15 protein-coding genes and 1 pseudogene are annotated in these 19,453 nt (G+C 51.5%); 14 read left to right on the top strand and 2 right to left on the bottom strand.

Annotation, left to right across the window (positions count from 1 at the left end):
- Positions 1 to 2: 2 nt before the first annotated feature.
- The 6 genes from MRBLPE1_RS03210 (at position 3) to MRBLPE1_RS03185 (ending at position 4,031) form a co-directional block, all read left to right on the top strand.
- Complete coding sequence (locus MRBLPE1_RS03210; protein WP_364141438.1) at positions 3 to 785, top strand: ABC transporter permease; 783 nt, start codon at positions 3 to 5, stop codon at positions 783 to 785.
- 92 nt (positions 786 to 877) lie between these two features.
- Positions 878 to 1,786 carry an HPr(Ser) kinase/phosphatase gene (gene hprK / locus MRBLPE1_RS03205; protein ID WP_364141436.1) on the top strand — a complete coding sequence of 303 codons (909 nt, stop codon included), beginning with the start codon at positions 878 to 880 and terminating at the stop codon, positions 1,784 to 1,786.
- 146 nt (positions 1,787 to 1,932) lie between these two features.
- Entirely contained in the window at positions 1,933 to 2,385 is a 453-nt protein-coding gene (locus tag MRBLPE1_RS03200) for a GyrI-like domain-containing protein (protein ID WP_364141434.1), read from the top strand.
- Between the two features lie 113 nt (positions 2,386 to 2,498).
- Positions 2,499 to 3,005 (top strand): hypothetical protein, encoded by a 507-nt coding sequence (locus MRBLPE1_RS03195; protein ID WP_364141432.1) that lies wholly within the window; start codon positions 2,499 to 2,501, stop codon positions 3,003 to 3,005.
- Positions 2,981 to 3,772, top strand: a complete 792-nt coding sequence (locus MRBLPE1_RS03190; protein WP_364141430.1) for a PhzF family phenazine biosynthesis protein — start codon at positions 2,981 to 2,983, stop codon at positions 3,770 to 3,772. The genes MRBLPE1_RS03195 and MRBLPE1_RS03190 overlap by 25 nt, the downstream gene beginning before the upstream one ends.
- A 4-nt stretch (positions 3,773 to 3,776) precedes the next feature.
- On the top strand, positions 3,777 to 4,031 hold the full coding sequence (locus MRBLPE1_RS03185) for a DUF2164 domain-containing protein (RefSeq protein WP_364141428.1): 255 nt from the start codon (positions 3,777 to 3,779) through the stop codon (positions 4,029 to 4,031).
- A 10-nt stretch (positions 4,032 to 4,041) separates the two neighbouring features.
- On the opposite strand, the gene MRBLPE1_RS03180 is transcribed toward MRBLPE1_RS03185, so the two are convergent.
- Positions 4,042 to 6,045, bottom strand: a complete 2,004-nt coding sequence (locus MRBLPE1_RS03180) for a beta-galactosidase (RefSeq protein WP_364141426.1) — start codon at positions 6,043 to 6,045, stop codon at positions 4,042 to 4,044.
- A 249-nt stretch (positions 6,046 to 6,294) separates the two neighbouring features.
- Between MRBLPE1_RS03180 and MRBLPE1_RS03175 the strand changes: the two genes are divergently transcribed.
- From MRBLPE1_RS03175 to MRBLPE1_RS03140, 8 genes and pseudogenes are all read left to right on the top strand, one after another.
- Positions 6,295 to 7,248: an ABC transporter permease gene (locus tag MRBLPE1_RS03175; RefSeq protein WP_364141423.1), complete on the top strand. Its 954-nt coding sequence runs from the start codon at positions 6,295 to 6,297 to the stop codon at positions 7,246 to 7,248.
- A 26-nt stretch (positions 7,249 to 7,274) separates the two neighbouring features.
- Positions 7,275 to 8,159, top strand: coding sequence for a carbohydrate ABC transporter permease (locus MRBLPE1_RS03170; RefSeq protein WP_364141421.1), 885 nt, complete (start codon positions 7,275 to 7,277; stop codon positions 8,157 to 8,159).
- An 87-nt stretch (positions 8,160 to 8,246) separates the two neighbouring features.
- Positions 8,247 to 9,841: pseudogene (locus MRBLPE1_RS03165) on the top strand (extracellular solute-binding protein).
- Positions 9,842 to 10,042: 201 nt separating this feature from the next.
- Positions 10,043 to 12,388 (top strand): helix-turn-helix domain-containing protein, encoded by a 2,346-nt coding sequence (locus tag MRBLPE1_RS03160; protein ID WP_364141418.1) that lies wholly within the window; start codon positions 10,043 to 10,045, stop codon positions 12,386 to 12,388.
- 149 nt (positions 12,389 to 12,537) lie between these two features.
- Positions 12,538 to 15,141 (top strand): hypothetical protein, encoded by a 2,604-nt coding sequence (locus MRBLPE1_RS03155; protein WP_364141416.1) that lies wholly within the window; start codon positions 12,538 to 12,540, stop codon positions 15,139 to 15,141.
- Positions 15,141 to 15,815, top strand: coding sequence for a DUF1961 family protein (locus MRBLPE1_RS03150; RefSeq protein ID WP_364141413.1), 675 nt, complete (start codon positions 15,141 to 15,143; stop codon positions 15,813 to 15,815). The genes MRBLPE1_RS03155 and MRBLPE1_RS03150 overlap by 1 nt, the downstream gene beginning before the upstream one ends.
- A gap of 29 nt (positions 15,816 to 15,844) precedes the next feature.
- Positions 15,845 to 17,110, top strand: coding sequence for an FG-GAP-like repeat-containing protein (locus MRBLPE1_RS03145; RefSeq protein WP_364141410.1), 1,266 nt, complete (start codon positions 15,845 to 15,847; stop codon positions 17,108 to 17,110).
- Between the two features lie 168 nt (positions 17,111 to 17,278).
- Positions 17,279 to 18,076, top strand: a complete 798-nt coding sequence (locus MRBLPE1_RS03140; protein ID WP_364141408.1) for an AraC family transcriptional regulator — start codon at positions 17,279 to 17,281, stop codon at positions 18,074 to 18,076.
- Positions 18,077 to 18,167: 91 nt separating this feature from the next.
- On the opposite strand, the gene MRBLPE1_RS03135 is transcribed toward MRBLPE1_RS03140, so the two are convergent.
- Positions 18,168 to 19,337 (bottom strand): GGDEF domain-containing protein, encoded by a 1,170-nt coding sequence (locus tag MRBLPE1_RS03135; protein ID WP_364141405.1) that lies wholly within the window; start codon positions 19,335 to 19,337, stop codon positions 18,168 to 18,170.
- Between the last annotated feature and the right edge of the window lie 116 nt (positions 19,338 to 19,453).

Raw genomic sequence — 19,453 nt, 5'->3', positions numbered from 1 at the left:
AAATGAGTTTGTATGGAAAATATATCGGTATCCTATTCAAATCGCAAATGCAATACAGAACCTCCTTTTGGCTGCTGGCCTTCGGGCAATTTCTTGTGCCGTTTACGGTATTTGCGGGCTTGTATTTCATGTTTGAACGCTTCGGACAGATCAAGGGCTGGAGCTTCCACGAGGTGGCTCTTTGCTTCTCGGTGATTCATATGGCGTTTGCCATTAGCGAATGCTTCGCCCGCGGCTTCGATTCGTTTTCCAGCTTGGTCGGCAACGGCGATTTTGACCGCTTGCTCGTCCGTCCGCGCGGCACGGTGCTTCAGGTGCTCGGCTCGAAGTTCGAATTCACCCGCGTTGGCAGGCTGCTGCAAAGCGTAATGATTTTAAGCTGGGCAGTCAGCAGGCTCTCTATCGATTGGACGGTGTTCAAAATACTCACGCTCCTGTTGATGGTCGCGAGCGGCGTATTTATTTTTACGGGAATCTTTATGCTGGCTGCGGCAATGTGCTTCTGGACGGTTCAAGGGCTGGAGATTGCCAATATATTCACGGACGGCGGCCGGGAAATGGCGCAGTATCCGCTTAATATTTATCAAAAATGGGTAAAACGTTTTTTTACGTTCATTATTCCGTTCGGGTGCGTCAATTACCTGCCGCTGCTTTACCTGCTGGGCAAAGCGCCTGGGAATGCGCTGCCGTATATGCTGGCACCGCTTGCCGGCATCCTTTTCATCATCCCTTGTCTGTTAGTATGGCGTTTTGGGGTTCGGCATTATCGCTCGACGGGTTCTTAGATGATGACGATTTGGTTACAGCGGAAGGGAAAAGCTATCAAATGTGGTAAGCTATAACGAACGGAGATCATAAAAGCAAAGGGGGCTGCGCCTTGAAATCCATAGCGATCCGAGAGCTTGCGGCGCAATTTTCATTAGAGGTACTGGCGGGAGTCGACCAGCTGGATCGGCAGATTGTTAAGGCAAGAGCCTACCGTCCAGGTCTCGAGTTTGTCGGTTATTTCGATTTTTTCCCGCAGGAGCATATTCAAATTTTGGGCAAGAAGGAAATTACGTATTTACATAGCTTAAGCGAGGCTGAGCGAAATCATCATATAGGCAATATCGTCAAATATCATCCGCCGTGTTTCGTTGTTACCGCTGGCAAAGAAGGATTGAAGTATTTGACCAAATATTGCGATCAGGAAGGCATCCCGCTGCTGCGGACAAAGGTTGTGACGGCGCAGTTTCTAGGCATGCTGGATGCGTATCTCCTAAAGACGCTGGCACCGGAAATTTCCATTCACGGCATCTGCTTGAACGTGTCGGGCATCGGTATTTTGCTCCGCGGCAAATCGGGCATCGGAAAGAGCGAAACGGCGCATACCTTGATTCGGCGGGGCTCCAGATTGGTTGCGGATGATATCGTCGTGCTGAAGAAGCTAAGCTCGCGGACGCTGCTGGGCACGCATAACGAGACGACGAAGGAGTTTCTTGCCCTGCGCAGCATCGGGCTGATAAATGTCGTAAGACTATACGGCAGGCAAGCCTTCCAGGATGAGACGAGAATCGTGCTGGATATCGAGCTCACCAAGTGGCGGGACAATGAGCTGAACAATGATTTGGAGCTCGAGCCTAAGTTCACGGAATATATGGGCGTGCAAATACCGCATATCGAAATTCAGCTTCAGCCGGGAAGGGACGTTGCGGGTTTGATCGAAGCGGCAGCGAACAATTGGTACTTGAAGCAGCAGGGCTACAGCGCCGTAGAAGAATTCATGAAACGGTTGGAAGTGGAATAAGCTCTATTTAGCAAGAAGCCAATTTTGGCACAAAGGATGATTAAAATGTAAACAACTATCCATATCCTTGCAAAACATGATACACTATGAGCAGAGAAAGCTCATCCTAGCGCACAAGTCCTGATACAACCGAAGGAGGAAATCGCGTGGAAAACTGCTCAATCGTAACAAAGCCTGCGCTGCATTTGGCGGGAATTAGCTATTGCGGTCCGTATTCAACCTTTCCGGATGAAGCGATCAGGCTGCAAACCGAGTTTTTGACACGCAAGCATGAGCTGAACGACTCAGTCAAATCTACGGTGCTGTACAGTCCGTATTTCGGAAATGAAGTGTTTGCCACCTACTGGGCATGCTGCGAGGTCCAGCATCTGGAGGAAGTTCCGCCAGGCATGGTTCAGTTCACCATCCCCGAGCATCGTTACGCGATGGTCGCCTCCTCGAACAAAAGAATAGGCGAAGGATATGAGCTGCTGCATGCTTGGATCAATGAGATGCAGCTAGAGAAGCAGGAAAATGCGGTATCTCTGGAAATATTTTATATTGACGAGCATCATTTGGAGGAAGAGCCGGTCGAACTGCTCATTCCGCTCAAAGGATAACCTATATGAAGTGCTTGCGCGCAAATGAAAGGCGTATGGAATGGCTGACATTCGATACCCCTCATTTTGCGAAGGCAGGCATTTTTTGTTTGAGGAAGCGAGAGGTTGACGCCGTGAATGGATGGTTGGGTAAGGATGGTATACATACGCAAAAAAGACCTAGGATTCCGTTGCTGCGATTTGGGCTGTTAGCCGGCTTAATAAGCGGAACGGCTCTTGGCCTTGCAATGAAGCTGTTAGGCAACCTATCTGGAACGGCAGTCTATGTGCTACTTTTGAATGTAGATTTTATACAATGGCTGCCGCATCCAATGACCGAGTTGGCGGAATTTTCCCTGCATTTGATGGTTGCCCTGCCGCTGGGCATTCTTTTTTTGGTTTTGCTGCGGATTTGGAAATCTCCGCTCGGACTCGGATTGGGAATGAGCCTAGCCATTGCTTGCTGTACCTGGATACCTTTGACACAGCTTTCGGAGCGAGTGCCATCCTCGGCTGATACTGCTGCTTTGCTTTGGTGGATAACAGGCCATCTTATTTATGGCGCAGTACTGGCCGGTTTTGGATACCTGTGGATGAAGAAAGGATGGGATAAAGAATGGGCTTCCCCTTATATATCGTAGATGCTTTTACCAAGGAACGCTTCAAAGGAAATCCGGCTGCAATCTGTTTCTTGGAGCAGCCGCAGTCAGAAAGCTGGATGCAGCAGGTAGCTGCGGAAATGAATCTATCGGAAACGGCTTTTGTGGTTTCAGGTGAAGAGAGCTATGGCCTCCGCTGGTTTACGCCGACCGTAGAGGTGGATTTATGCGGTCATGCTACACTTGCGACAGCGCATATTTTATGGGAATCTGGCAGATTGCCTCACGGGGAGCCGGCACGTTTCATGACGAAAAGCGGACTTCTGACGGCAAAACTCGGCGGTGATGGGATCGAGATGGATTTTCCTGCCGAGCCGCCGGAGGCCGCAGTTGCGCCAGAGGAGCTCGTTCAAGGCCTTGGACTCATTCCGCGTTATGTTGGCAGAAACCGGATGGATTTTTTCGTTGAGGTAGACAGCGAAGAGACGCTGCGAACCTTACGTCCGGATTTTGGACTGCTTGCAAGGCTGGATGCGCGCGGCGTCATCGTAACGAGCCGATCATCAGGCTCGCCTTATGATTTTGTATCGCGGGCATTTTATCCTGGCACCGGAGTCGATGAGGACCCTGTTACGGGATCCGCCCATTGCGCGCTCGCGCCTTACTGGGCGAAGCGCCTTCGGAAGCAAGAGCTGGTCGGCTACCAAGCCTCAGAGCGCGGCGGTGTCGTAAAAGTAAGGCCTGAGGGCGATCGCGTTTATTTGTCGGGACAAGCCGTGACGGTGCTTCAAGGACAATTGGAGGAGTGAGAGCATGCTAATGATGAAGCTGCCTAAGGAGCAGAAGGAGCAATTGGCCGCGAGCATTCAGCGCTATTTCGAGCTGGAGCGTTCAGAGACGATCGGTTCGATCGCAGCGGAGCAGCTGCTTGATTTTATGATACAAGAAATAGGGCCGCATCTGTACAATCACGCGATTAACGATGCGCGCAAAGCGGTCCTCGAGCGCATGCAAACACTGGAGGACGAGCTTTACGCGCTGGAAAAGCCGATTGTCACGAAGCGTTGACGATCCCTTGCTAAAGGCTGCCTTCGAATTGGATGGCCCGGTATTCGTATCGGCCGATATCTAACCGGCCAGGCGGCAAATGCGTATTTGTAAGCGCGTCGGTTCCTCCGACCGGAAGCGTAACGCTGCCGCCTGCGCCGTTCATATTAATAACGATCCAGAACGTTACGCCGTCGCCTCTTCTAGGTGCTACGACCGTGCCGGGTGTCACATCTGTTCGCAGGGTGACCCCGGCTTCTTTGCAATAACGGCCGATCAGCTTTTTCAGCATGGCATCCCCGTTTTCGCCCTGCGGCATCGAGCCCAACATGACAAGCTTCCCGCGGCCGTATTGCCGTTCCGTCAGAAAGGCAACGCCCGGAGTTAATCCGTCTGCGACCGACCCCACAGCTTTGGCAGTCCATTCCCGCGGTTCGAATAAAGCGCTCCACATCCCAAGCGGGGCCGTACAGCCGAAGGCTTGACCCATCGCCCCGGTATCATCCATTGGATAGGTGTAGACCGTCTCGACGCCCGCTTCCATCTCCAGCATTCCGAGCGCGGCATCCGTTGGAACCGTATGCTGCTCCGTTCTTCCTCCCGTCAGCGGGCCTGCGATCCAGATTCCGCCTTCCCTGACGAAAGCGAGAGCCCGTTGCATATAATCGGCGGATACATACGGCATAAAGGGCGTAAGCAGAACGCGATAGCCCTCTAAGCCGTTGCCTTCCGTCAGCAAATCGCGATGAATGCCCATATGAAGCAAGCGCGTGTAAAACTCGGTCATTAATCCCCGGTAATTCAGTTTACGCATAGGCTCTGTCTTAAAATAGGCTTTCGCTCGGTCGGAGAACCCCAGCGCTACCTCGGCCTGGATCGGCTCGCTCGCCAGCAAAATAGCCTCCAGCTCGTTTTTGGCTTGGGTCACCTCCAGCACGTTCGGGTAGCCGATGGCCGGTTTGCCCCATGCGCTTAATACGGAACCGTGCAATTGCTCGCACCCCGCGCGCTGCTGTCTCCACAGCCAATAACAAAAGCCGCCCGCGCCAAGCGCGTAGGCTGCAACGGCTTCTGCCCGGACGTAGCCGCTTGGATGCGGAACGGCATAGCTCTCCAAGGAACCGCTGAAAGAGGGGCTCGTCTCCATGATCCAGTAAGGCTTACCGTGCTTTACGTTTCTCCACAAATCGCAGTTGATCAGATAAGCGGGGAAATGGGCTGCCGATGCATAGGTATCATAGGATGCAAAATCCAGATGACGGAACAGCTGTTCATTATCCACATGAAAGGCGATGCTGCTGTTATGCGTAATCGGCTCATTTGAATATTGCCTGATGATATCGGCCTGCTCCTTGGCGAAATCTGCAATCCCTTCCATCGAAAAGAGCTGATACATCGTCTTAAGCGAGGAATGATGCAGAAAAGGGACAGGGCCGGGCTGCGGAATTTCCTCGAACGCCGTATAGCGCTCGCTCCAAATTTGCGTTCCCCAAGCATCGTTCAAATCCTCGATATCGCCATACCGTTTCTCCAGCCAGCGATGCCACAGCCCAAGGCAGCTAAGGCACATACATTCGGACACATGCGCTTTGAATTCATTATCCAGCTGCCAGCCGATGAGCCCGGGCAGCGAACCGACCGCCCGCGCGATATGCTCCGTGATGATAGAGCTTCTCTTGCGAAAATAAGCATTATTCGTGCAGGCATGCTGCCTGGAGCCGTGTCCCATCGTTTCCCCGCGTTCATTTACATACATGCGTTCCGGGTGGCCATGCGACAGCCAGATGGGCGGCGTGGCTGTTGGCGTGCACATGATGGTTTCAATGCCTTTTTCGTAAAGCCGCTGAATGGTAGAGACAAATAAGCTGAGGTCTATCTTTCCTTCTGTTGGTTCCAGGGTCGACCAAGCAAATTCTCCGATCCGAACGACATTGATGCCTGCCGCAAGCATTTGGTCCATATCCTGCTCCAGCACATCCTGCTCCCAGAGCTCCGGGTACCACGCAGCCCCGTGATAAAGTTTTTTACTCCGCATGCCGACCATCCTCTCCCTCTCATTTTTACTACTGTAAGAAACGTGGGGATTACCTGCAATCAGACTTTATTGGCTTGCCTGACATGGGCATTAAGATAGTTTTGCCGGCTTTGCACTTTCTTGCATTGCATCGCAAAAGTCCTTATAAACCGGGCGCCAAAATGTCTGATTGCCGGAAAACGACCGAACTTTGCATAATGGGTGTACACCGCCGACGAGGCGATGAACGACATCCGGAGGTGAACGATTATGAAGCAGGTTGCAGCCCCAAATGTAAACAAGCCATCTTCCGGCTATCGGCCGAACGTGCTGCGCAGGCTGCAAAAGGACAAGTGGCTTTATTTTCTGCTTCTGCCAGGCTTGCTGTATTTTTTGCTATTCAAATATGTTCCAATGTGGGGCGTGCTGCTCGCCTTCAAAAACTATCAGCCTTATACAGGCTTCTGGAACAGCGAATGGGTGGGCGTGGAGCATTTCCGGTTGTTTTTCTCGAACCCTGAGTTCTTCATGCTGCTGCGCAATACGCTGCTCCTATCCTTTTATAATTTATTGTTTTTCTTCCCGGCGCCCATCATTTTAGCGATATTGCTGAATGAGGTGAGGATCGCTTTCTTCAAACGCTCGGTTCAAACGATGATTTACGTGCCGCATTTTATTTCCATGGTTATCGTAGCCAGTATGACTTATGTATTTTTGACCACGGCTGGCGGTCCGGTCAACGAACTGATTTATGCGTATACGGGCCAAAAAATCGAATTTTTGGCGAGTCCGGATTGGTTCCGTCCGATTATCATTTTGCAGACGATATGGAAGGAATGCGGCTGGGGAACGATTATATTCCTCGCAGCGCTCGCAGCCGTCGATGTCGAGCAATATGAAGCGGCGATCATGGACGGGGCTAACCGCTGGAAGCAAATCTGGCATATTACGCTGCCGTCAATCAGCAGCACGATTATCATATTGCTCATCCTTCGGATGGGTAACGTGCTTGAGAACGGCTTTGAGCAGATTTATCTGCTGCTTAACCCGCTCAACCGCGAGGTTGCCGAGGTATTCGATACTTACGTCTATATGATGGGGATTACGCAGGGGGCTTTCAGCTACAGTACGGCGGTTGGTTTGTTCAAATCGATTATCGGCGTCATTCTCGTGCTTGGAAGCAACTATTTGGCGAAAAAATTCGGACAATCCGGACTCTATTAAAGGGCCCGGAGAGAGGGGGAAGGCTTGTGGCGAAAACCTATCGAACGGTTTCGGGTACGATTTTTGACGTAGTTAACTATCTCTTTTTGGGCTTGTTCGCCATTGCGGCGATTCTGCCGTTTATTTATGTCATTTCCGGCTCCTTTGCAACGGATGCGGAGCTCACGAAACGCGCGGTATTCCTCATACCGGAAACATTCTCTATAGCAGCCTACGAGTTTATCTTTTCAACCAATACGATTCTGAAAAGCATCGGGGTATCGATGTACGTTACGATTATCGGAACGGCGGTCAATTTGTTTTTCACCTTTACGATGGCTTATCCGCTCGCTCGACGCAGCTTGATGGGACGGAATGCGGTCCTTAACCTGGTTGTTTTCTCGATGCTGTTCGGCGGCGGGATGATTCCGACTTACCTGGTCATCCGCGAGCTCTCCCTGCTGGATTCGTATTGGGCGCTTATTTTGCCGGGAGCGATCAGCGCGTTTAATTTGATCATCGTCAAAAACTTTTTCCAGGAGCTCCCGCCGGGGCTGGAAGAGGCTGCAAAGATCGACGGCTGTACGGAGCTTGGCTTGCTTTGGAGAATTGTGCTCCCGCTTTCGAAGCCGGTGCTCGCCACCTTTACGCTGTTTTATGCAGTAGGGCATTGGAATGATTTTTTTGCGGCGCTGCTCTATATCAACAATCCTGAAAAATGGCCGCTGCAGGTGCTTCTCCGTCAAATCGTGCTGCTGTCGCAGGCAGCGGCGGGCGACCTGAATTCCATGGACCCGAATTTCGTCAAGCCGCCGGACCAATCGATCAAAATGGCCGTCATCGTCGTTGGTACCGTACCTATTTTGATGGTCTACCCGTTTCTCCAGAAGCATTTTGCCAAAGGCGTGCTGATTGGATCAATCAAGGGTTAAACCCGGTAACCTCCGGCTGCCGGATGGGGATTGACCGAAGGCAGCCGGTTTTACGATATAATACAAATATCTAAGGGAGGTATATGCATGAAAGGGACTCGGAACAAAGGGAAGAAATGGGCTTCGCTGCTGCTGGCCGGAACGCTTGCCGCAGGTACGCTTATCGGTTGTTCGCAGCAAAATAACGGAGCGGATAACGGGGCGGCCCCTGTGGCATCCCCGGATACGGCGCCGACTAACGGAGGCAGCGGGGAAACCGCTCCGCTGAAGCTCAACATCATGCTTCCGATTTTCAAGACGAACTATCCGAAGGATGACAGTCCGGTTGCGGCGGAGCTTGAGAAGAGCACGAATACGGACATTCATTTTGAGTGGGTGCCGAATGCATCCTATGTGGATAAATTCAATATCACGCTGGCATCGGGCAAGCTCCCGACGATTATGTATGTGCCGGACGTGAAATCGCCAAGCTTCGTGAATGCGGCCAAATCGGGCGCCTTCTGGGAGCTGGGCGGCTATCTCAAGGACTATCCCAACCTGAGCGGAGCCAATCCCGTTATCTTGAACAATTCCACCATCGAGGGTAAAAATTACGGCATTTACCGCGGCCGCGCGCTCGGGCGAAACGGCGTTTATTACAGGAAGGACTGGCTGGATAACGTGGGGCTTAGCGTCCCGGAGACGATTGATGATTTTTATAATATGTTGAAAGCGTTTAAAGAGAAGGACCCGGACAAAAACGGCCAGGCGGACACTTACGGCCTTGTGCTTGTGAAATGGACCGGCCAATGGTCCAGCGGCTTCGATAACATCAAATTATGGTTCGGCGCACCGAATAAATGGGGTGAAATGGATGGCAAGCTTGTGCCCGAGCATATGACTCCGGAGTATTTGGAGGCTTTGAAATTTATGAAAAAGCTGTATGACGAGAAGCTGATCAATCAAGATTTTGCGATTATGGATTCCGCAAAATGGACCGATCCGCTCGTCAATAATCAGGCTGGCGTCATTATCGACGTCATTGACGGTGCTGCCCGCGTCGATGACAAGATCCATGCGGCCCTTGCGGCGGAAGGGAAGGATCAGCCGGATCAGCATTTCATGGATGTATTCAGCGGCGTGAAGGATGCGGAAGGCGTGCTGCATACGCTGCCGACCTCAGGCTTCGCAGGCATGCTCGCGGTGCCGAAATCGTCGGTGAAGACGGAAGAGGAACTGAAGCGTGTTCTGGCGTTCATAGATCAGCTGAACGCGCTGAGCTGCAAACGATGCTTGGTTACGGCCTCGAAGGAAAGCATCACACCATCGAAGAGGATTCGGTCGTGATGAGCAAGGATACCGTGCTTCTGGAGTCGGAAGTAGAGGGACTTAATCAAATGCTGACCTTTATTCCGGAGGACCGCTCGAAAAAGGTGAAGCAAACGCCATTGAGGCTGAAGCAAACGGAGCTGCAAAAGGAGAACGAGAAATATATCGTCACGAATCCGGCAGAACCGTTCATCTCCCAGGTTTACACCGAAAAAGGCGCGCAGCTTGATAATATATTAAATGACGCGCGCATTAAATTCATCGTTGGTCAGCTCGACGAGGCGGGCTTTGCGGCAGCCATCGAGCTTTGGAAGAAAAACGGCGGCGATGATTTGATCAAAGAAATGAATGAGCTTTACGCGGCAAGCAAATAAACAACGCAGTATAATAGACAGAGTCCGCTTTGAAATAAGCGGGTCTCTGTCTATTGGCATAATCCGAAAGAACTAGGAAACAAGGAAAATAAGGTCTTGTTCATTTCCTCATTGCGATATATTCTTGGACAATGGAATTGAATGCGTTTACATTATTAGGCTCATGATGGGAAATACATTTCAGATTCGGTTGGTGAGAATATGCTGAAGGAATTGAAATCAAAGCTCATAGCTGGCAAGAAAACGAAAAACGGCACGAAGCGCCGCTTTTACAGAAAAAGCTTAATCATGATTTTGCTTGTAGCCAGCATTCCTGGACTGATAACCGGCGCGCTTGTGTACGGAATCGCAGGCGGGCGGCTGGAGAGCGAGCTGCTGCAAATGCACAATAAGCAAATCGAGCAGAGAGCCCGAAACATAGATACGCAGTTGACGAATTTGGAGCTGACGCTTTCGCATTGGGCTTTTGACTCGAAATTCGATTACAGTCTCGAAAGCCGCAACTTCGTCCAAGACTTCGAGAAGGCGAGAGATATTTCGAAGACGCTGCTTGTCATGCAGGGCTCGAATTCGATAAACAAGACGGTGCAGCTGTATCTGGGCGGAGACAAGGAGCCTGTATTATTCGAGCCGGAATACGCTCCTCTTACGAATAAGCAGGACCGTGAGCTTTATGAGGGATTGCTGGATTCCGAAAAAGTAACGTACTGGACCGAAATGTCGTTTGAACCTCAGCGTCCCGAGAACAAGGAGCTTACGCTGGTTCACTATATCCCCGGGGGAAGCTTAAAGCCGTTCGGAGCGTTAATTATCCGTCTCGATAAGGAAAAGGTTGCGGATATGCTTCGCACGATGACTCCGTATGACGGGGGCGAAACCTTTTTCCTGCAGGACAACGGATCACTGTTTGCGTCTACGGGCAGCAGTAACCATGATTCGTCCTTCGTCACTGCGCTAAAAGCTGAAATCGCTGCAAAGGGACAAGCAGACGGCTCCTTTTTCCTCGACTGGGAGGGAGCAACCTTCACCGTGACCTATGGCAAATTTTCAAGAATCGCAGACAGCTGGACTTACGTCTCCGCTTCTCCGATTACGAGCATCACGGAGCCGGTCGTATTTATATCCAAAATCATATTTACGGTTAGCCTTAGCGCTTTGCTGCTGGCTGCGCTGCTCGCTTGGTTTGCTTCGCGAACGATATATTCCCCTGTCAACCGGCTGTTGACCTTGCTTACCGCAGGGAAATCGCTTCCGCAGGAGCAGGGTGATGAATTCTCGCTGATCGAGCGCCAATGGCAGCATCTCAGCAGGGAAAGCACGGAGCTGCATTCGAAGCTTTCGGAGCAGCTTCCCTATGTGAAGGAAAGCTTCCTGCATCAGCTGCTGCAGGGTTACTTGTTCGCTTATTCGGAAGAGGATTTGCTCGGCAGGATGGAACGTTATAAATGGAAGGTTGATCATCACCGGTTTATCGTCGTATACATGCAGTTAACGGGGATGGCCAGCCTGGAAGGAAAGTTTAAATACGGCGACGAGGGTCTGGTCACGTTCGCGGCAGTTAATATGATCGAGGAGTTCGCTTCGGAACATTTCGAACAAAGCAAAACGATAAATTTCCATGATCTCGCCGCGGGATTGCTGTTGATCGTACCGAAGGAAAGCTCCTATGCCGAGTCGCTTCAGACGTTTGGCACGGAGCTGACGCATGCGGTCAATCATATTTTGAACATGCGCCTAACGATTGCCGTTAGCGAACCGACGGATGCCATCGCCGACATCCCATTATCCTTCGAAGGGGTGAAGCATGCGGCGAGCCAGCGAAACGTCGAAAACGAGAATCAGCTGATCGATATCGGCAAGCTGCACGCGGAAGGCGCTGGCAGCGATGAGCCGCAATATCCATTTACCTTGGAGAGGGAATTCATTCAGGCGCTGAGAACGGGACAGGAAGCGGAAGCGGACGAGCTGCTGCGCGCTTTTCTTGAAGCATTATCCTGCAAAGGGGCGAAGGCCGTTGATGTTCAGCAGGGCATGCTCCACCTGCTTGGGAGCGTTCAGCATGCCATCATGGTATCCGGCATACAGCCGACAAGGCTGTTCAAGTGCGTGAATCTGTATGAGCAGCTTTCGCAAATACGCGAGCCGCAGCTTATTTTGACATGGTTTCAAGAACGGGTGTGCTCGCCGTTTATGAAAGAGCTCGGAGGACGCTCAGACGCTCAAGTGAAAAGGCTGATCGAGCATGCGATGATTTATTTGCAGCAAAATTTCATGAAGGACATTTCCCTCGACAATTGCGCGGACCATATTGGCGCCAATCCGTTTTTCTTAAGCAAATCGTTTAAGCTGGTGACGGGGAAAAACTTTATTGATTATTTAACCGGCCTCCGCATGGAAAAGGCAAAGGAGCTGCTGCGCGAATCCGGTCTCAAAATAAATGACGTCGCCGAGCAGGTCGGCTATCAGCATAGCTACTTTAACCGGATATTCAAAAAGCTGGAGGGAATGACTCCTTCGAGATACCGTGAGCTGAGCCAGGCGAAATAAAGGCCTGCAATAAAGTGCAAAAACATAAAAAATGTGCAAGCCTGCATGCGGCGGCAAGCAAAAATGTCTCATTGTTAGCAAACGAAAGCCTCAGTAGGATAGGTGGTACGCTTCAAGCGAACCCAGCTATTCTAAGGAGGCTTTTTACGATGTCATTACCCGTATCTGTTAAGCTGCATTGGTTAAAAAATAAGGTGCCGGCCCCGGTAGGCGTAACCTTTGGCATTCCATGGAAGGAAGGGGATTTGAAACGGGAGGAAACGCTTGTCCTTCGGCAGGAAGAGACTAATGAAAAGGTCGCGATGCAAAGCTGGCCTGCCGCCTATTGGCCAGACGGCAGCGTCAAATGGTCTGCGCATGCCGCTGTCTCCATGGCATCCGGCCTGGGCGGCCTAGAGGTCGTTAAAGGAAACGAGACGGAACCGGGCTGTTCCGTTACCGTGCGGGAAACCGATGAATCTATCGTGCTGAATACCGGTGTCATAGAGGTTGTCGTGCCTAAGCAAGGCGATAAGGTAGTAGACAGAATCCGCCGAAACGGGGTTTTGTTATGCAGCGGCGGCAAGCTCGTGTCGATCAGAGAAAGCCGCAGCGCCGTTTCCGGCGTCAAGACGACCCGGGAGGAAAGCTTCACTTGCAGCTTTCATAAAGCGACCATCGAGCAAAGCGGGCCGGTAAGAGCCGTGGTTAAACTGGAAGGAAGGCATCGCTCGGAATCCGGTACGAGGCAGTGGCTCCCGATTTCGCTTCGCATCTACGTCTATGGCGGGCTTGAAACGATCCGGATCGTTCACAGCTTCCACTATGACGGCAATCCCCATACGGATTATATAAAAGCATTAGGCATCGCGTTCACCGTTCCAATGAGAGGACCTTTGTATAACCGCCATGTCAGGCTTGCCGGCGACAGCGGTTTTTTGAGCGAATCGCCGAAAACCTTGCATACCAGACGTACGAAAGGAAAGTACAGGGAGCTTTTCGAGAAGCAAACAAAAGGCGGGCAAGCAGCTTTTGATGCCGAGGAGGATCAGTATTTTCTAGGATTGCTGGATGATTCGGCTGTGTGGGATGACTTCAAACTCGTGCAGCGCTCCGCCGACCATTACGGGATATGGAAACGAACGAAGGCCGAGTGCTGCTGGATCAAGGCGGCAGAAGGAAAAAGGGCGGGCGGCCTCGGTTATGTCGGCAGCGAGGGCGGCGGCTTGGCAGCCGGATTGCGGAGCTTTTGGGAGAAGCATCCATCCGGTCTGGAGATTGGAAGCACCGCAGGCCAAGAAGCTAAGCTGACCGTTTGGTTCTGGTCGCCGGACGGGGATGCGATGGATCTTCGTCATTACGACACGGAAACGCATGTCGAGTCTTCCTATGAAGGAGCGGAAGAGCTCAGAGCAACGCCGTACGGAATTGCCAATACGAGCGAGCTGATGCTCTGGTGCACCGCGGAAACGCCTAAGCCGGAGCAGCTGCTAGCCATGCGGGAGCAGACAGCCGCGCCAGCGATGCTCGTCTGTGAATCAGATTATCTGCATGAGACTCGCGCGTTCGGCTTGTGGAGCCTGCCGGACCGCAGCACGCCTTCAAAAGCGCATTTGGAGGATCAACTGGACGGTATCATCGCATTCTACCAGGCCGAGGTCGAGCAGAGAAAATGGTACGGTTTTTGGGATTACGGTGATTTCATGCACAGCTATGATCCGGTTAGACATGTGTGGAATTACGATTTGGGCGGCTGCGCTTGGCAAAATACCGAGCTGGCGCCGAACATGTGGCTGTGGGTCATGTTTCTCCGTTCGGGCAGGGAGGATATCTTCCGGCTTGCGGAAGCGATGACCAGGCATACGAGCGAGGTGGATGTCTATCATTTTGGCGAATATGCGGGGCTCGGGTCGAGGCATAACGTCGTTCATTGGGGCTGCGGCTGCAAGGAGGCCCGGATCGCGATGGCCGGATTGCACCGTTACTATTATTATTTGACCGCGGATGACCGGATCGGAGATCTAATGGACGAGGTGAAGGATGCGGATTTCTCGACCGTAAGCCTGGACCCGATGCGTGCTTATTTTCCAAAGGACGAGCACAAGACCCATATCCGGATCGGACCGGACTGGGCAGCCTTCAGCTCGAATTGGATGACAAGGTGGGAGCGCTTCGAGGATGAATCGTACCGCGACAAAATTGTAGTAGGGATTGAATGCGTCAAACAAGCGAAATTCGGGCTTATATCCGGTCCTACCTATGGCTATGATCCCGAGACCGGTATATTGTCATCGCTTGGCGACGATAATTGGGGGCGGCATTTGGCGATATGCATGGGTGCTCCCCAGGTCTGGTTCGAGCTGGCCGCCATGCTGAAGGATCCGGAGTGGGAAGCGATGCTGGCGGATTTCGGCGTTTTTTATAACCTGCCGCAAGAAGAGAAGGACCGGATAACGGGCGGCGAGATCAGCCACCACAACTTTGGACATCCCGTTCTCAGCGCCGCGATTGCAGCGTTTGGCGCTTTTTATAAACAGGATTCAGCAGCCGCCAAACAAGTTTGGGGCATATTGCTTGAGAACCCGTTCGCTCAGGTCAAGCTTCAGCAGGCATCGGAAACGGTTACTTATGTCGGAGAATTGAACGAAATAGATTGGATGAATACGAACGAAGCGGCACAGTGGTCATTAAATACAATCATCAGCCTGGAGTTAATCGGCGAGCGGCTGGAAGCAGCAGAGACTGACATGAACGCAGTGGCAGAGGTGAAATGATGGATGCACCTGATTGGAAGCTGCTCTACAGCAATCCGCTAAGGACTCCGGAGGATCTGTCGGGCTTCCGGCTGGAAGGCGTGGCGGCCATGACATTCCCGAAGGGACAGCTTCGTATGGAAAGCGTGCTGGAGCCTGAAGAAGGCCAGCAAGCCAACTTCGTATTGTGGTGCCCGGTAAACTTTCCGAGCGACATCGCAGTAGAATGGGAGTTTAGGCCGATTCGGGAGCCGGGTCTGGCAATTCTTTTTTTCGCGGCTAGCGGAGCAAACGGGCTTGATTTGTTTGACTCTTCTTTTAAGCCGCGAACCGGTGAATACGAGCAGTACCATCATGGAGAGCTTGATGCCTATCATCTCTCCTACTATCGCAGGCGCTGGCCGGAGGAGCGGGCTTTCCATACCTGCAATTTGCGCAAAAGCTACGGCTTTCACCTCGTCGCGCAGGGAGCAGACCCGCTGCCCCCGGTCGCGGACTGCAGCGGCTTCTACCGCCTGCGTCTTCAGCAGCGCGGCTCGCGCATCGATTTTTCGGTCAACGGGCTGCCGGTATTGGCTTGGGAGGATGATGGAGCTTACGGTCCACCGCTCGGATCAGGAAAGATAGGCTTTCGGCAAATGTCGCCGTTTATCGCCGAGTACGCGAACCTGAAGGTGTACGGCTTAACCGAATAATAAGCTTTCATCGATTTGGAGGAGACATGATGAAACGAGAAACCGCAGATGCCGTAAAGATCGGCGTGATTGATATTCGCGCAGCGGGACCGCGATGCAAGATGCTGCTTGGCGATTTAAACGGGGACGGGAGAATGGAGCTGCTGCTTGTACAGCCGGATAATCGGCAGGATGTGCGGTACATTCCCCATCAGGTGCAGTGTCTGACCGCATACGATCTTGATGGGCAGCTGTTATGGCAAGCAGGGAAACCGAGTACGGAAGCAGGCAGCCAAGGATCAGACTACCCCGCGCAAATCTATGATATTGACGGCGATGGAAGGCTGGAAATACTTTGCGTCATGGAGGACCGGTTCTGTATTTTGGATGGCTCCACAGGAAAGAAGAAGGAAAGCCATCCTCTTCCGGACCCCCATGCCCATGATTGCATTATCATTGCGAATTTGACTGGCGGGGACCGGGCGACGGACATCATTTTGAAGGATCGGTACCATAAGCTTTGGGCAATGGATCGATATTTCCAACCGCTGTGGACTTATGAGGGAAATCCCGGCCATTTTCCGTGGGTATATGATGTGAACGGGGACGGAAAAGATGAGGTGATGGCGGGTTATGATTTGCTTGACGCCCAAGGAAGATTGCTCTGGAGCTGCAAGGAGCTGGACGACCACGCCGATTGCATTTGGGTTGGGGACGTAAACGGCGACGGTGTGCCCGAGCTTGTGATCGGAGGAAGCGTAACGGTCATGTATGACCGGGAGGGCCGGGAGCTATGGCGCCATGACGGATCAATCGAATCCCAGCATATTGCGTTAGGGCGTTTCCGTCCCGAGCTGCCGGGCATGCAAATCGCCGGGCTGGACCGTCTGGTCCGCGAGGATGACGGGCTGGGGAAGAAAGGCAAAGACGCCTTGTTCCTGCTCGATTCAGAGGGGATAGAGCTTTGGAAGGAAGACCGCAAGACGGACGGCTGGCTTACGATCATCGAAACCTTGCGGGGCTGGGAGACGGGGGCTCCGGATTATATTCTTGCCTACCGCCGAGGAGGCGGCGTATATCCGGCTTTATATGACGGGCACATGAACGAAGCGGTTCGATTCCCATCAAACGGGTACGCCGTGCATGCGGACATGCTGGGAACTGGAACGGAGCAGGTGATCCTATATGATGATTTTGCCGCCTCGATTTATTCCAGTTCATTTATGGATATAAAAACGTACGCGGCAAGCGGGAAGCAGCTGGCCCAACCGAAACGGCTTTACAGTTCTACTTTATATCCAGGCGGTGAAGCTTAGGGCTGCCTGAACAACTAAGAACGCGGCAGCCGCGAATCATCGGGCTGCTTTTTTTCTATTATTTAACAAAAAAGCTGTTTCAAAATGACTCGAACCATGCTAATATGAATACGAACATTAGTTCTATTATTCGTGATGTCGCTTGTCCAAGGATGGGAGGAAGCAGCAATGGTAACCGAACGCTATACAGAAATTGACGAAGTTATCGCCTATATCCATGAACATATTTATGAACCGCTGCCTTTGTCCCGCTTAGCGGGATACGCTGGCTACAGCAACTTTCATTTTACGCGTATCTTTAAAGAAAGAACCGGCTTATCGCCGCTATATTACGCGTCCTCCCATCGGTTGCAGAAGGCTAAGGATTTATTGCTGCAAACCAATCTAAGCATCCGTGATGTGGGCTTGGAGATCGGCCAACAGAGCTTGGGTACGTTCACCTCCAGATTTACGGAAAGAGTCGGCGTGACGCCGGCAGAGTTCCGAAATTCGGCTTTGCAGGCGGATCAACAGCTGCTTGCATTAAAGAAGCTGGACGGATGGCGGCCGCTTTATTTGCCGGATCAGCCGCATGACCGGATAGCGGGGAGCATTCATGCCGAAGCGGATTTCGACGGTTTCGTCCTTATCGGCTTATTTGGCAAACCCATTCCCGAGGGGCTGCCTCGATACGGAACGCTTGTGTCGTCGTTAGGGGAGTTTTGTTTAACAGGGGTGAAGCCGGGCACCTATTATTTGATGGCGACCTCGATTTCTTGGAACATGAGTGCCAAAGACATGCTGCTTCCGCACGCGACGCTGCGAACGAGATCGAAGGAGCCTATCGTCGTTACGCCGCATTTCCCTGTCCCGTACCAGAAGGTTACCCTTCATTCGCCGCGCGCGGATGATCCCCCGATCTTGATTTCTCTCCCATTGCTAATGAACAATTTCCTCAAACAGATTATGCCAAGCCATATGGGCTAAGCTGCTTTCTTCTATCTATTGAAATAAGAAATACGGTTCTGTCCATCCGCATGAGTGAAACATAATGGCGTGATGGACAGAAGGTAAGGGGTTAAGCAAGCGTTTTTCTGTGCGAGGCAGCGGATTTAAACGGGGTTACTTTATTTTTGCCCGTGGATTTCGAGCGGTACATGGCTTCGTCAGCTTGTTTAATCATTTCTTGCACGGCTTTGCTTTCCTTGGATGTGCTAATTCCGATGCTAAGGGTAACCATGGTCTCCTGTTCGACCCTTCGCCGAATCGATTCGGCTACGATCTCAGGCTTTACCCGCTCGGAGCTGATGCAGCTGAGCAGCTCTTCTCCACCATAACGTCCAGCAGAGCCAATCCCGCTTGATTCTTCCTTGATAATTTCCGCAACCTGCTTCAGAACGGCATCGGCCTTAAGATGTCCATGCGTATCGTTTAGCTTCTTGAAATTATCGATATCGCAAAAAATAATCGCCATGGATTTGCTGCTTAGAAGCAGCTGTTCCGCTTTAGAATAAAAATGGCGCCGGTTATATAATCCGGTCAAGCCGTCCATAATCGAGGATTGATAGGTAAACATAAGGCGCTCGATCACCCATTCAAACAACAGAATAAACAACAGAGAGTAATATACGACCGGCAGCAGCTGGCTTGCCGATACCAGCCAAGTTAAAGAGCCGTGAAATACATAAGCATCCGCGAGCCTTGCTAGCTCGCTTGCAAAAAATACAATTAAGCTGGCGTAATATTTGGGGCTCATATCCGCGCTTCTCGTGTCGAGCATGATCATGAAGATGACAATCAGCCCATAGAAGTCGAGCGAGGGAAAGGTAAGAGATTGCGAATGGACAGCCGTCCCGAGCGCAGGCGTAACCGCAAATTGTATGCCTGCAACAACGAGCGCCAACATACTCATAATGATAAAGGGTATGACTTTAAGCTGGGCAGTCCGGTGAGTATATAATTTCATGAAAACAAAGTTTATAATAATAAAAGAAATGATCTGCAGCACCGAAAAGCTTAGATAAAGATAGGGCGGCAGAGACCAGCCCGGATAAGCGAGCACGGCAAGCAGGCATTGCTTGACGATTATGAGAGGGATAGCTGTAATAAGCAGACTGTAAATTCGTTTATTGCGGTAGCTTTTTGAAAGCCTTACGGACATGAATAGCATTAAAACAAGGATGACGATAACAGCCGACGAAGAGAGCAGCAGTCCGTTTGGGCCTGAAAGCCATTGTGTAATTGACATGAGTTAACCACCGTTATCTAGGATTGATTGCAATAGCTTTACAGAAACATATGTTCTAATATATCATGTTTTACGGTGAACGAATAGTTGGGATGCCTGTTACAAGTTACACCTCG

This window comes from Paenibacillus sp. LPE1-1-1.1, assembly GCF_040676435.1.
Classification (GTDB): Bacteria; Bacillota; Bacilli; order Paenibacillales; family Paenibacillaceae; genus Pristimantibacillus.
Note: the sequence above shows the minus strand (reverse complement) of the source record. Positions and strands in the feature narration are given on the sequence as shown.